This window comes from Paenibacillus sp. FSL P2-0322 (genome assembly GCF_037975315.1).
GTDB lineage: Bacteria > Bacillota > Bacilli > Paenibacillales > Paenibacillaceae > Paenibacillus > Paenibacillus polymyxa_B.
In genome coordinates, this window is the sequence record NZ_CP150243.1 from 974,790 (window position 1) to 989,640 (window position 14,851).

Sequence of the window (14,851 nt, forward strand, 5' to 3'; positions counted from 1 at the left end):
GGTTGCAGTAACTTCCCAAGATGCTGAATACGAAAGATGTTTCAAAGGATATGCATAAAAGGAACGGTCTTGCTTTTTAGTTTCTTCTTTAATCTGGAATTTAAAGTTTTCCCTATCATGCCGATAAAGAAAGGATAAAGTTACTTTTTCACGAATTATGTCTAATATAGCCAATGCACATTCTTGGAGGAATACCATGTTACCTAACGAACTTTCAAACATTTTCCGAAGTAAACAAAAGTCCTATAAGATGGTTCTTGTTTTATCCCTCATCGACGAGTATGAAGTGAACCACCACAATCTAATATTTCCGCTCAACAAAGTTGCTGAGCGGTTTTTGGCTTATTACCGACATCGTAGCAGTATAGGAAATCCAGTGGATGCCCCACCGCAGAGAGAAACTTCAAGCTGGAATGATTATACGTTAGCCCAGACGAGGACACTGCTTAAAACACCTATAGATGCGCTATCTTCAATATTTGAATTTAACAACGATCAACAAACTATTACCTTTAAGTCATCCATTATGGATCAGCTGAATGACAAAGTAATTCAGGAATTAAAAGAATATGCGCTAAATGAGTTAGACAGCTACAATAATCAACTGACATCTAACGAGATAGGAGCCGCCTTTTCACTGCAAAATACTCTAACTGAAATTTTAAATAGTTACCTACACGCCAAAACACAAACTTTTGCTAATCATCCCTTAGGTGTGCTGTTTCGACAAACTATACCGGAACAACTAAGGAAGCTGCCCTTTATTGATGATAACTATAAAATCCAAGGCTCTATTGGTCAGGGCAACTGGGCTAACATACCCTGGATTGCTATCATGGATAAGCGAATTACAGGAACAACACAGCAAGGCCAGTATATCGTTTATTTATTTTCAGAGGATATGAGGAATGTTTATCTAACTTTAGCCCAAGGGGTGACCCTTCCTATCAAGGAATGGGGCAGGAAAGAGGCCTACCAATATTTCGAGCAAAAGGTCACCGAAATGCGAGATCAGCTTCCGCTTGAAAGCATGCAAAAGGATGATAACATCCACCTGACAACAAGCGGTTTAGGACGGGATTATCAAGTATCCACGGTGGCTTATATGCGTTATGATCAGGGCTCTATTCCGAATGATGAGCAATTATTGGCTGATTTAGAAAATGTAATGAATAACTATAAGCTTTACGTGGACAGCCTGACACAAGAGCCAGTAGAAGAGAATGAGCCTACTTTCGAATATGAGGAGCTAGGGCCATTGGATCCATTAACGGTATCGCCGCGAGTTGAGCAAATCAAAGCCTTTATCGAGCAAAGAGGATTTCATTACCCGACGGGGCTAATTGAGAACCTGTATTTATCTCTGAAGACTAAACCATTCGTCATTCTAGCTGGAGTATCGGGTACAGGCAAAACGAAGCTTGTTAAGCTATTCGCTGAGGCACTTGGTGCGATTGGAAGTAACCATCAATTCACGTTGATTCCAGTAAGGCCGGATTGGAGTGATCCGTCCGATCTTTTGGGCTACAAAGATTTATCAGGAGCTTTTCGTCCGGGCCGTTTAGCGGAAGTGTTGGTGGATGCTTCACAGCCAGAAAACCAACATAAGCCTTATTTTATATGTCTGGATGAGATGAATTTGGCTAGGGTGGAGTATTATTTTAGTGATTTGCTGAGTATCATCGAAACCCAAGAATGGAATAACAATCGAATTGTGACTTCACCGTTAATTAACCAAGATTCCTTAAGGTCAGAGGATCAGTCGATCTATGGGGATCTATATTTGCCAGATAACGTGTATTTGATTGGAACAGTCAATATGGATGAGACTACGCATCCTTTTAGCAAAAAGGTGTTAGATCGTGCCAATACGATTGAATTTAACTACATCAATTTACAGCAGTATCCAAACGATCATCGGGCAGAGCAACAAGAAGTGATAGTGGCCGAAAATCAATTTTTACGCAGCGAGTATTTACAGTTAGTGGACGTGTACAGGGATTATAGTGATTTGGTACATAAAACGACAGAGAAGCTCGTGAAGATCAACCATATCCTAGAAGAGATTCATGCCCAGGTCGGATTTCGGATTAGGGACTCCATTTGTTTTTATATGGTATATAATCAACGGTTTCAATTACTTACTGAGGATGAGGCCTTTGATTTGCAGCTTCTTCAGAAAATACTTCCGCGTGTCCAGGGTAGTAGTTTATCTGTGAAACGGGTGTTACTGCAATTGATGCAAGGAGCGCTAGGGAAGTCTTTAGTAGTAAATGATCTTATTGAAGATGCTTCAGGCCTCTACCAGAAATGGAGCTCCAGTCAAGGAGAAGAAGATGCGAGGCATCCTCAAACTGGTAGAAAAATTGCCTTCATGTTACGGAGGTTGGAGGAAGATGGATTTACCTCATATTGGCTCTCTTAGTCAGAGCGTTGAGCTTATTCGTGTCGAGACGAATCTGTTTAATTTATATATTCAAGGCAAGCCGTTTCATCCGACCGTGGAGTTTTTGCAGCTTCACCGCACCGAGGAAGGGAAGTGGGTGGATACCTCACTGCAGGTGTCTACTCTGTCCACGGTTCTATCTATTGAAAAGGTATCTGTATTTACTCCTCAATTAGGCGAATTGTCACCATGGCAAACAGGTGACCCAAGCTACCCGATCTTTTTCGAGACGCAGTCTTATGAGCTAATTATTGAGAAAAAGCAGGATATAGCGTTAACCTTTCACCATGAGAATGTAAACTTACGTCAAGCGATTAAGCCCCTCGGTAAAACGATTTTATCCGGTATTCTGAACTTTCAAAATGAAGTCGGACTATCCGTTTTGGAGCTAAGATGGAATGGGCAGCCGATTTGTCAGCTTCAGCTCGAGATATTTCCAGCAAAGATGGATTACAAAAATGATTACCAAATGATCCTGAAAGATGTGAACCAGCAGATTTATAATCTATCCTTTGACTTTTTACGAAAAACCTACAATCTGACGGGTCTAAAAGAGACACGTAATCAAAGTCTAACTGAGTTTTTTACCATCCTTCAGCATGTGTTCGACCAGCTTGTTCAAGCTGTGGAGCGGATTAAGGCTTCTCCGCATACTAAGCTAGTGAAAGAGGAGCGAATTGTAGAAGCTGCCCGAGCGAAGAAGGTGGGCAAAGAGAACGTTCCTTTTATAACTAAACGTCCCCATCTGTTAGTGTCGGATGAGAGGCTTGGCTTTGTACCGTTAAACAACCAAGGCTATTACCCAAGTCATGTATTGGAGACGAAACGGCAAATTAGCTACAACACGATGGAGAATCGCTTTGTACGTTGGATGCTGCTCCGTATTTCGAGCAAGTTGAAGGATATAAAAGCACGATTGATGAAAAAGGGTCGCTTACAAGATCCCTTGCTAGCGAAGCGGTTGGAATTTATGCAAACACAAATAAAGCGTCTATTGAACCTGGATTTTCTAAAGGTTGGCGAAATGAAGCAATTGTCGATCTCTTTGGTGTTACAAATGGCACCGGGGTATCGGGAAGTGTACCGGAATTATTTGATGCTTATGAAGGGCTTGTCCATTCAAAATGACCTCTTCCGTATTTCCATGAAGGACTTAGCACAGCTATATGAATATTGGTGTTTTCTTAAAATCCATGATCTTCTTAGCCGGAAGTATGAGCTTCTCACCCAAGATATGATTAAGGTTGATCGCAGGGGCTTGTTTGTAACCCTGGATAGAACACAGAAGGCCAAGATGGTATATCGAAACCCGGCCAATGGGGAGGTATTCACCCTTTACTACAACACATTACCTAAAGGCGATCATAGCGAAACACTGGGGCAACAGCCGGACAATGTTCTTACACTGAAGAAAAATGAAGCTGCGGTGGAATATAAGTATATTTTTGATGCCAAATATCGCTTGAATCCAGGGTATGAGGGAACGTCGTATTTCAGAAATTACAAGATGCCTGGTCCCGAGGAAGATGACATCAACACGATGCATCGCTATCGGGATGCTATAGTGTACACCGATGTACATAACCGGGATTTGGAACGAAGCATGTTCGGTGCTTATGTGTTGTTCCCATATCATGATGAGGAACGGTTTCAAGAACATAAATTTTACAAAAGTATTGAGTTAATTAATGTTGGGGCATTTCCATTTTTACCGAACTCAACAAAGCTGATGGAAGCTTTCTTGGATGAGATTATCATGGATAGTCCTGAGAAAGCCTATGAGCGTTCTACCCGGCCGCGGGGGACGAAGAGTTATTATCAGAACAAAATGAGCGGCAAAAATATTATGGTTGGTTCGTTGCGGGAAAAGGCGCAGTTAGATTTAGCATTAAAGTACGAGTTTTACCATATACCATTGGAGAATATCTCTGATCACAAATTATTAACACAGATAAAATATGTTGCTCTTTATCAGTCACGAAGTCAGTTTTTATCCACAGGCGAAACCGGGATTCATTGGTATGGGAAAGTGGTTGACTGGAAGGTAATGCAGCGTAAAGAAATCACCGAACGTCCTTACAGGCGAGGTACGGAAGATAAGCTATATGTGAAATTTACGGTGGAGAAATGGATGAAGAGGGACAAGCCGATTGTATCTGGAGGGAGAGGGATTTATACGGTGTTGTACACGTCTAAATATATGTTTGACCGTGCAGTGGAGATTGCTGAACTCAAATTGGAAACAGAAGAGGACCTGGTGCAGTGGCGCGAGCAGAGACGTTTAGGTACAGTTAAAGTGGATTTGAATCATGAGCAGGTAGACTTGGCTAGTAAGGTGTTGGGGGTCCGGCTTAAGGAGTGAGGAAGCATTAATTCTTTCTATCCATATGCTGAGAAAAAGAAAAACATGGATTACTAGGATGTATGATGTTTTAAGAATTATCTTTAGACTAGCAAACAAGGAGAGAACTGGAATGCCGATCGAACTAGGAATTTGGAAGATTAATGGAGATGTCGAGAAAATTCACTTTTCTAGTATGGAGACCGAACGTAAGCTCGAAGATGTTATCACACATGATATTAGCATCATTGATCCTTCGTTATTGTTAATTGGGAGACAGATCAATACAGCCTTTGGTAAATTCATTGATATCCTTGCAATGAACTCGGAAGGGAATCTAGTCATTATCGAATTAAAACGTAATAAAACGCCACGAGAAGTAGTTGCACAGACACTGGATTATGCCTCGTGGGTTCAACAGTTGAATTATACGGATATCATTGAGATCTATAGTGAGAGAAATCCGGGAAAGCAATTGGAACAAGATTTTGTAGACTATTTTCAAACCGACTTACCTGAAACTTTGAACGAACTCCATCAATTGATTATCGTGTCAGCAGAACTGGATCCAGCAACAGAACGAATCATTAACTACTTAACGAACTTCGGTGTCCCGATTAATGCACTCTTTTTTCATTATTTTAAAGACGGAGATAATGAATATCTGGCCAGAAACTGGCTCATTGATCCCAACAAAGTTGAGGTTAAAACATCTAATGTGACGACGAATAAAACAGGAAAGGCTCCATGGAACGGGAAAGATTTTTATATCTCTTTGGGAGACGGTGATTATCGGAACTGGGAGGATTGCAGACGATACGGTTTTATTTCGGCTGGCCAAGGAAAATGGTACAGCAGATCGCTGAATCTTCTGAAGCCAGGTGCTAGGATTTTTGCATGTATTCCTAAGGTGGGGTATGTTGGTGTCGGAATCGTGCAAGAGGAAGTAGTACCCATCAAGGAGTTTCAAGTGATGGTAAATGGAGTAAATATACCACTGCTTGATGCTGATATACATGTAAGAATGGATACAGATGTCGATGACCCCGATTTATGCGAATACGTTGTACGAGTGGAATGGGTCAAGACTGTTTCTAAACAGGAGGCGATCTGGGAGAAAGGGATGTTTGCGAATCAGAATTCTGCCTGTAAATTGAGAAACCAGTTTACGATTGAACGCCTTACGGAGCATTTTCGACTGGAGGAAGAGAACTGATAATAAATATGTCTCTTTCATTAAAAATGAAATTGATTGGTTATCATTATTCAAGGGTCTTTCCTGGTTGCCGCAATGTCCTACGTCACCCACTATGATATTTGGCGGGAAGTGGACGATCTGCTTGATTCCGTTTGGTAAAATCAAACCCACCCCGTAAACTCCAGTATAGACGCTTTCGCGGATTGCGCTTCGGATTGCGCCCCTTTACGCCATTCTTTGGGCGGCTTTCCCATAAGCCTGGAGAAGCAACGGTTGAAGCTGGAAATGGAGTGAAAACCGACTTGTTCAGAGATCGAAAGAATAGAATCTTCCGTGCTTTTTAACTGCTTGCAAGCCTCTTCGATTCGGGTGCTGTTTAGGAAATCGAGAGGCGACGTCCCCATAATTTCATGGAATTTTCTTCGAAAATGAGTTGTACTTAAATGGCACAGGTCGGCCAAAAAATCCATAGTAATGGGGTTCATATAGTTTTTCGTGATGTACTCCAGAACCGGAGAAATGACAAAATCGCTTTTCAGGCTATGCTCTGTTTCTTGATCTGCCAACAGTTCATTCCTGGAATGAATTCTAAGGAGTTCTATATAAAGGGATAGCAATAAGCCGTAGGCACTTTCCTGATAGTAAGGATTCTGCTGTTTTAATTCCTCTACGATTGAAGTCGCAAGTGTATAAACCTTGGGATGTTGCTCCTTATTCAATATACAGTTCATTCCCTTCACCACCCACAAATTCGGCTCGAAGTTGCTGTAAGCACTTTTAAATGAATGTTGAAAGAGGTCCTCTGGCGAAAAAAAGATATAAGACCAAAGACTGGCTGTATTTGGCGAACTATACGTGGTATGAGGAAGATACCTGGGGATGAAGGTCACATCGCCAGCTTTGAAGGGTACAGATTCTCCTTTGATCTCCATGATGCCGCTATCCGAATAGCATATACCAATCTCCAAATGGTTATGGAAATGGAGATGTTCACTTTTAATATCGGAAATCTTCCAACGCTCACCGCTTAATAGCAAGACAGGGAAATTTATGGGCAAGCTGTAGTGTCGGTATTCTATAAAGGGCTTTTTTTTTCTGGGCATATTCCATACCCCCATGACTTTGATTTTAACCAGCCTATATACATCAGGATTTTGCAAAATTCGATTCCAATCGCTCCAAGGTGCAATATATAGACGAACTAGACCATTTCGATCTATATACTGTTTATTGGAAGTCGCTTATTGGATTTTTGCAAAATCATCACATAAATGATTGGAATTGCACAGTTTTGTTGCGAATATGCTTAGATGGAGACTATTTTACTGCGTACAATGGAATAAGTAAAGCGTTTTCAAAACAGTGACGAACAGCTCTCAAGCGCCTTTGGGGGCGTGTGCGAAAGAGAGGAGAACATAGATGCTTCAATTAACTTATGACAAGGAAGAGATGTTAATAGTTATCGACAAAGTCGTCAGAAAAACAATGGCGATGGATTTGACGTGGGACTGGCCTTGCGGTGTGGCTTATTATGGGGTATCCAGAGCCTATACCAAAACTGGAAATAAAGAGTATTTGAATATGCTTGTGCAATGGGCAGATGAATATATCGAGCTGGGGCTGCCGCATTGGACGGTAAACACATGTGCCATGGGTCATATGCTGATCACATTGTATGAAGAAACAGGGGACCAGAAATATTGGGATATTGTGATGAGCAAGGTGGATTATATTCGGAACCATGCTCTCAGGTTCGGAGACAATGTTCTGCAGCATACGGTATCCGTTGCTAATGATTTTCCAGAACAGGCATGGGCGGACACATTGTTTATGGCGGCATTTTTTCTGCTCCGTGTAGGAACCAAATTAAAGGATGAGGAAATGATCCAGGACGCCTTAAACCAATATTACTGGCATATCAAATACCTGCAAGACCCTAGTAGCGGTTTCTGGTACCATGGCTACAATAATGTCAAGCAGGATCACATGTCCGGATTTTTCTGGGGGAGAGCGAATGCTTGGGGAGCCTATACCATGTCGCAAGTTAAAATTCATTTGAAGGACTGGTATTTATATCCGCAGTGCATGGACGTGGAGTGTTCGCTTCGGGATCAACTGGCGGCACTAAAGGGTGTTCAAACGGAGAACGGCCTATGGCGGACGGTACTGGATGACGAGGAGTCCTACGAGGAGGTGTCTGCATCTTGCGGCATCGCGGCAGCCATGATCAATAACGGCAATCCGCTGCATACCAAATACGTGCAAAAGGCATTGGACGGCATCTTGAACCATATTAGCGAGGACGGACGGGTACTAGGTGTGTCGGGCGGCACAGCGGTTATGAAAGATCGGGATGGGTATCGCAATATTCCAAAAGACTGGATTCAGGGCTGGGGACAAGGCTTGGCGTTGGCTTTTCTATCCGATATGTTGAATTAGGAGGGATCGAAGTTGTCTAAACAAACAACGGGGGCCTTTACACTACCGGGAGAATCTGGTTATGAGGCGCTGACCCTAAAATTAGCTGAACGGTGGGGTGCCGATGTCATTCGTGATAGTGACGGCACGCAATTGTCCGACGAGATTATTAACGCTGGGTACGGCATATATTCGACAATCTGTATCATCAGAGATCATAACGAGTGGGCGTCCCACAATCTTGACAAGCTGCAGCAGTGTTTTTTAATTACAAATCCGAAGGTAGCTGTACAAGATTATATATCCATCTATCTGATGGAGGATTTTTTTGCTGAACAATTCAGAGTTAATGATTCCAAAGAGGCGTTTAACTATTGGCAGGTTTTTGACAGAACGACTGGGGAGGAAGTTCCAAGAGAACAGTGGAATTATGAAAGGGAATCTGGAAATGTGGTGATTACCGGAATTGTTCCTTGGCATAAATACACCGTAAGCTTCATGGCCTACCGGATCTGGGAAGAGATTTCCATGTACAATCACACAACGAATCATTGGGACAAAGAGCATTTGATGCAGATAGATCCTATCTATGTAGAAACGCAAAAGTATCTGCTGGATTGGATGGAGGATTGGTGTCTCCAGCATAAGGAAACCACGGTTGTTCGGTTTACCTCCTTATTTTATAATTTCGCCTGGATTTGGGGCAGCAATGAGCGCAATCGCCATCTGTTCTCTGACTGGGGATCATACGATTTTACGGTAAGCTCAAGAGCGCTTGATCTGTTTGCCAAGACATACGGGTATTCGATGACTGCCGAGGATTTTGTGAATGGCGGAAAATACCGCGTCAGTCATATCCCGGCTGAGAAGCGCAAGCTGGATTGGATGGCATTTATCAATGATTTTGTGATTGAATTTGGCAAGAAATTAATTGACATTGTGCATAGGCACGACAAGCTGGCCTATGTTTTCTATGATGACAGTTGGGTTGGCATGGAGCCTTACAATGACCGTTTTCAAGAGTTTGGATTTGACGGGTTGATTAAATGTGTGTTCTCAGGTTACGAGGCGAGACTTTGCTCAGGTGTAAAAGTGAATACACATGAGATTCGGCTGCATCCATACTTATTTCCGGTTGGTTTAGGCGGGCTTCCTACCTTTATGGAAGGGGGGAACCCCACGCTGGATGCCAAAAAGTATTGGATTAATATTCGGCGCGCCTTGCTGCGGGAGCCTATTGACCGAATTGGACTGGGCGGATATTTGCACCTTGTAGAGCCTTACCCGGATTTTTGCGATTACATCGAAAAGATTGCCAATGAATTCAGAGAAATTAAGGAACTGCACCATGAAGGCAAGCCCTATCACGTGAAGACGAAGGTAGCTATTCTGCATAGTTGGGGAAAATTGAGATCGTGGACATTGTCCGGACATTTCCATGAAACATATATGCATGATTTGGTTCATGTCAATGAGGCTTTATCCGGATTGCCGATTGAAGTGAAATTCATTGATTTTGAAGATATCCGTCAGGGAATTCTACAGGATTGTGATGTAGTGATCAATGCCGGCTCTGCTGGTTCAGCATGGAGTGGTGGGGAGTACTGGAATGACAACAAGTGTGTGGACTTACTGACCCAATGGGTTTATGAGGGGGGGACCTTTATTGGCATCAACCAGCCTTCTGCGGTCGAAGGCCACGACAGCTTTTTCAGAATGGCACATGTTCTTGGACTGGATGAGGATACAGGCTCCAGAGTAGGTCATGGAAGATGGGCATACGAGGTTAGGGATGAGCATGGTTTGGTGCCTGAAGGAGCCAGTATAACGCCAAAGAATAGCATTTATCTTACCGATGGGTCAGCTGCGGTAGTGGAAGAAACGAGTGGTATGATAACACTGTCTACTCATGCCTTCGGTAAAGGAAAGGGGATATACCTTCCTTCTTTCGAATTCAGCTGGGAAAACACAAGATTACTGTTGAATTTGATTCGCTTTGCAGGCAATGAGTTACATGAAACGAAGTACATTACGGATAACCTATATACAGAGTGTGCTTATTATCCAGAAAGTAAAATGTTGGTTGTTATTAACAATAGCGATCAACTTCAAAGAACGACGATTGATACGGAATATGGCAAACAAACCATGGAATTAGATCCGTATGACACCATGATCACCCATATCGGCTTAACAAAATCGGTATAGGAACGGAAAATATGAGAAGTAGCGGTATCAAGCCCTCCTTTATTTTAAGGAAGGGCTTTTTGTTTCAGCACCTCCAGAAAATCAAGCCAATTTACCGGGGATTTTGTCCATTCAAAAGTATCTACTCCATCATTAACTATAAGTAAAACAATTAAGGAGATGATTTCTTTGAGAAAGGCAACCTTAATGAAAATTAAAAAAACAGAAGCAAAGTTGGGAAAAAAACTGAAAAAAAATAGTCACGTGATTATGAATCTTAAAAAAGCCATTCGTGTAACTCAACTTGGAGATGGGTTCGCACGATTCACTTTCGCACCGATCACTATTTCTCCTAATAGCTTTAGAAGCACTACGATTAACGGTAACGCCTACAATCTGATTAGCGGTGCATGGACTTTCTCTGGAAATGAACAAGGGTTTCTTCTCAATAATTATTCCGCGGCCGAAGACAGATGGGTATTTACTGCATGGAATCCAACTGGATTCACAAGAACGGTATCCTATGCTGTTATTGCCAAACGGAAGCCATAATTCAATTGTCATAGTTAGCAAGGAAAAGGAGCTTGAGCCTTCTTTTCCTTGCTAAAATGTAGAGAAAATTTTGAACAAACCTTCGATGATCTTATAATTTTTGATAGTGATGTAAGAGATTCTCTACTTTATCTTGGATCATTTGTCTTAAAAATTCAGGCTTCACTGATCGTACATAATGACCATATCTCATCAAATAATGAGCGATAAATTCTTCTTCTCCTGGATTATAGAATCCCTTAATGACTGTCTTATCACCATTTTCTATTTTCATAGAAGGATAATGTTCTTTATAAAAAATATCCTTGGCTTGTTCTAAAATTTCTACTTCAAAGTCAATGCTCTTCTCAGCTTGATACATTTCTAATGAACGACTAAGGAGTTCATCTATAGAAAAGCGAGAATTGCTCTCCTCATCTTCTATAAAGGTTATTCGATCACATCTGAAAACTCTATATTTATTCGTATGTAACTCTATTCCAGTAGCATACCATTGACCAAACTTAGCGGAAATTTTGAAAAATTGAATATAGTAACTTTTTTTCTGATTATTTTTTACATATTTAACTTTACAGGTACTCTCATTAAGAATACTTGTTAGAATTTTATCTAAATAACGACTAATATGATTATGCTGATATGTTTCAAATTGTAAAACCTTTTTCATTTTATGAATCTGGTTTATTTGTATTTTAGAAAGACAGTGTTCAAACTTTTCATTCAGTTGATTAACACTTAAATGAAAGGGGGTGGATTGATAAGCTTCTAACGTCAACATTGCAAAGTACAGAGCATACACTTCATCCATCGTAAAAATAATGGGGGATAACAATCTATTTTTTAGGATACCATATCGTCCATGTCTGCCATGTTCCGAAAAAATAGGCATACCTAATTGTTCCAATGAACTAATATCACGTAGAGCTGTACTTTTTGAGATATGGTATTTATCCATTAGGTCATTTAAATTAAAAAACTCTCGACTGTTTAAGTATCTGATCATGTCATTTAATCTTTCCGATTTCTTCATCTAAATCTCCTTATAAAGGTGTCATATTTTGATACCTTTTTATATGATAATAAGTTCAAGGGAATATATCAAATTCATAAGATATCTGACTAAAAGCACATATAAAAGGAGATTGATACCATGAGTACAACATTAGAAGTAGCTATTTTCTTATCCATGAACGGAAAGGCAAAAGAAGCTATACATTTTTACAAAAAACACTTCAGCGCAGAGGAATTGTTTCTGGTTACCTATCAAGACATGGCCCAACGTGACAGCTCCATACAGCTTACGGATGAAAATAAAAATTATATTTCTCATTCAGTCTTATCCATCGGAAAAACAAAAGTAATGATAGCAGAAGATACAATGAATCCCAGTGAAGAATATACAGTAGGGAATAATACTTCATTATGTATTCAAAGTGCTGACCTAGAAGAAATTAAACGTTTTTATGATAGCTTAATTACAGATGATCGAGTGAAAATTATTGTGCCTTTATCTAATAATGTGTTTAGCCAAGCCTACGGTATTATTGAAGACCCATTCGGTATTCAAATACAATTAATGTTTGATAATCGATTATAATAAAAAAGCATATTGTATGTTCCATGTTTCATAATTGGATAATAAATGGGCAGAAGTAAAAACTAAAATGGGAAAACCTAAGATACCGCAGCAGAAAAGGAGACACTATGACGGAGAAAAAAGAAATAGCAGATAAAATAGGGTGGAACTTCGACAACAGTTACTCTCGTTTGCCGGAATCATTGTTTACAAAGCTCAACCTAACACCTGTCCGCTCACCAAAGCTGATCATTCTTAATCATCCGTTGGCAGCATCACTGGGGTTGAACGGCACGGCGCTGCAAGGGAATGATGGCGTAGCGGAGCTGGCCGGCAACCAGGTTCCTGAAGGGGCTATGCCTCTTGCTCAAGCTTACGCAGGGCATCAATTCGGGCATTTTAACATGTTAGGAGACGGACGTGCTCTGCTGCTTGGCGAACAGATCAATCCCTTGGGTGAACGGGTTGATATTCAGCTCAAGGGCTCAGGCAGAACGCCATACTCCCGTGGTGGTGACGGTCGTGCGGCACTTGGTCCGATGCTTCGCGAATACATCATCAGTGAGGCGATGCATGCGCTAGGTATTGCTACCACCCGCAGCTTGGCGGTCGTATCCACGGGTGAGTCGATCATCCGGGAAACCGAGCAGCCCGGAGCCATTCTGACCCGTGTGGCTGCCAGTCATCTTCGCGTCGGAACCTTTCAATACGTCTCAGCATGGGGCACGTCTCAAGATCTCCGTGCTCTGGCTGATTATACATTGGAAAGACACTACCCGGAAGTTGCCAATGACGAAAACCGTTACCTTTCACTGCTTCAGGAAGTGATTAAGCGTCAGACCGAGCTGATTGCCAAATGGCAGCTGGTTGGTTTTATTCATGGGGTGATGAACACCGACAATATGACCCTTAGCGGAGAAACCATTGATTATGGTCCTTGCGCCTTCATGGATACCTATAATCCTGAGACGGTGTTCAGTTCCATCGATAGGCAGGGCCGCTATGCTTATGCCAATCAGCCGCATATTGCTGCGTGGAATCTCGCGAGATTTGCTGAGACGCTCTTGCCACTGCTGCATGACAACAGGGAGCAGGCTGTCACACTGGCTGAGGATGCAATTTCAGATTTTGTAAAAATGTTTCACCATCATTGGCTTGCAGGAATGCGGGCGAAGCTAGGGATCTTTAACGAAGAGCAGGAGGATGAATCTCTTATTGAGGAGCTTCTGAGTATCATGCAGAAGCATCGTGCCGACTACACCAATACCTTCCGTGCCCTAACTTTGAACAAGCTGGAGGATACGGTTCTGTTCAGCACTGCGGAATTCACCCAGTGGCACGAGCAGTGGCAGGCGAGGCTGGGCAGACAGCAGGAATCACAAGCCTCCTCGTATCAGCTGATGCGCAGCAGCAATCCTGCAATCATTCCACGCAACCACCGGGTAGAAGAAGCACTGGAAGCTGCGGTGGAACGAGAAGACTACCGTGTGATGGAGAAGCTTCTTGAAGTTCTTTCGAACCCTTATGCCTACTCTACCGAACAGGATATTTACTCTACATTGCCTGAGGAATCCACCTGTCCTTACCGAACCTTTTGCGGTACCTGATGTGGAGCGAACTATTTGAAGATAACCTATATTATGCGTTGGTGGAGAAGATAGCCAATCTCTCACCAACGCATTTTGTTTTTATAGTGGTAGGTTGCGACTGATTAATCCAGTTCCTGACCGTCATTTTCGATCTGTATGTGTCCGCAATAAAGACATTGATGCGTACAGTTCTGCGTAAGAGCAGGCTGGCCTTCGATGCGCATGTCGCTTTTTCCGTTCAGCCAAGGCATCGTAAGGACAGGAATACACGGTGCCTTTTTCACCCCATAAATATCGACCATCTCACTGGCTTGCACAGCCGGATTCAGCGGACTGGAGCAATTCCCAAAAGATTTTATGTTCACTCCGGGCACATAATCTCCAATATTCATCTGAGCTTTATTTTTGACATACACCCCATGGCTAAAAGGGCGCTTCAAACGCGTGGGCTGTGTACCGTAACTACAGCTTAAAATCGCACCTGCCACGACATAGCTTTTTTTCGCACCTGTTCCAGGCTGCACACTTGCTTCTTCCATACGGA

General features: G+C 42.1%; 12 protein-coding genes. 9 read left to right on the top strand and 3 right to left on the bottom strand.

Going from position 1 to position 14,851, the window contains the following annotated elements; genetic code table 11:
• Positions 1–250 precede the first annotated feature (250 nt).
• The 3 genes from MKY24_RS04460 to MKY24_RS04470 all read left to right on the top strand — a co-directional run bounded on the left by MKY24_RS04460 (position 251) and on the right by MKY24_RS04470 (position 6,003).
• Positions 251–2,425 carry a DUF3578 domain-containing protein gene (locus MKY24_RS04460; protein ID WP_339201469.1) on the top strand — a complete coding sequence of 725 codons (2,175 nt, stop codon included), beginning with the start codon at positions 251–253 and terminating at the stop codon, positions 2,423–2,425.
• Positions 2,397–4,808: a restriction endonuclease-like protein gene (locus MKY24_RS04465; protein WP_075153764.1), complete on the top strand. Its 2,412-nt coding sequence runs from the start codon at positions 2,397–2,399 to the stop codon at positions 4,806–4,808. The genes MKY24_RS04460 and MKY24_RS04465 overlap by 29 nt, the downstream gene beginning before the upstream one ends.
• A gap of 112 nt (positions 4,809–4,920) precedes the next feature.
• Positions 4,921–6,003 carry an endonuclease NucS domain-containing protein gene (locus MKY24_RS04470; protein ID WP_081376881.1) on the top strand — a complete coding sequence of 361 codons (1,083 nt, stop codon included), beginning with the start codon at positions 4,921–4,923 and terminating at the stop codon, positions 6,001–6,003.
• Between the two features lie 143 nt (positions 6,004–6,146).
• Here the strand turns inward: MKY24_RS04470 and MKY24_RS04475 are convergent, their stop codons facing one another.
• The gene (locus MKY24_RS04475) at positions 6,147–6,917 is read right to left on the bottom strand and encodes an AraC family transcriptional regulator (protein ID WP_235322443.1); all 771 of its coding nucleotides are present in this window, start codon (positions 6,915–6,917) and stop codon (positions 6,147–6,149) included.
• Between MKY24_RS04475 and MKY24_RS04480 the strand changes: the two genes are divergently transcribed.
• The 4 genes from MKY24_RS04480 (at position 6,846) to MKY24_RS04495 (ending at position 11,142) form a co-directional block, all read left to right on the top strand.
• Positions 6,846–7,016 carry a hypothetical protein gene (locus MKY24_RS04480; protein ID WP_233903916.1) on the top strand — a complete coding sequence of 57 codons (171 nt, stop codon included), beginning with the start codon at positions 6,846–6,848 and terminating at the stop codon, positions 7,014–7,016. The genes MKY24_RS04475 and MKY24_RS04480 overlap by 72 nt on opposite strands.
• Positions 7,017–7,404: 388 nt before the next feature.
• Positions 7,405–8,424: a glycoside hydrolase family 88 protein gene (locus MKY24_RS04485; RefSeq protein WP_076160019.1), complete on the top strand. Its 1,020-nt coding sequence runs from the start codon at positions 7,405–7,407 to the stop codon at positions 8,422–8,424.
• A gap of 12 nt (positions 8,425–8,436) precedes the next feature.
• Positions 8,437–10,611 carry a 1,3-beta-galactosyl-N-acetylhexosamine phosphorylase gene (gnpA, locus tag MKY24_RS04490; RefSeq protein ID WP_339201470.1) on the top strand — a complete coding sequence of 725 codons (2,175 nt, stop codon included), beginning with the start codon at positions 8,437–8,439 and terminating at the stop codon, positions 10,609–10,611.
• Positions 10,612–10,860: 249 nt separating this feature from the next.
• Positions 10,861–11,142 carry a hypothetical protein gene (locus MKY24_RS04495; protein ID WP_256026585.1) on the top strand — a complete coding sequence of 94 codons (282 nt, stop codon included), beginning with the start codon at positions 10,861–10,863 and terminating at the stop codon, positions 11,140–11,142.
• A 91-nt stretch (positions 11,143–11,233) separates the two neighbouring features.
• Here the strand turns inward: MKY24_RS04495 and MKY24_RS04500 are convergent, their stop codons facing one another.
• Entirely contained in the window at positions 11,234–12,172 is a 939-nt protein-coding gene (locus tag MKY24_RS04500) for a YafY family protein (protein WP_339201471.1), read from the bottom strand.
• Between the two features lie 120 nt (positions 12,173–12,292).
• Between MKY24_RS04500 and MKY24_RS04505 the strand changes: the two genes are divergently transcribed.
• Together MKY24_RS04505 and MKY24_RS04510 are read left to right on the top strand one after the other, a co-directional pair.
• Positions 12,293–12,739 (top strand): VOC family protein, encoded by a 447-nt coding sequence (locus tag MKY24_RS04505; protein WP_028542017.1) that lies wholly within the window; start codon positions 12,293–12,295, stop codon positions 12,737–12,739.
• Positions 12,740–12,846: 107 nt separating this feature from the next.
• Positions 12,847–14,325: a YdiU family protein gene (locus MKY24_RS04510; protein WP_339201472.1), complete on the top strand. Its 1,479-nt coding sequence runs from the start codon at positions 12,847–12,849 to the stop codon at positions 14,323–14,325.
• Between the two features lie 104 nt (positions 14,326–14,429).
• Here the strand turns inward: MKY24_RS04510 and MKY24_RS04515 are convergent, their stop codons facing one another.
• On the bottom strand, positions 14,430–14,846 hold the full coding sequence (locus MKY24_RS04515) for a DUF4280 domain-containing protein (RefSeq protein WP_013308879.1): 417 nt from the start codon (positions 14,844–14,846) through the stop codon (positions 14,430–14,432).
• Positions 14,847–14,851: the final 5 nt, after the last annotated feature.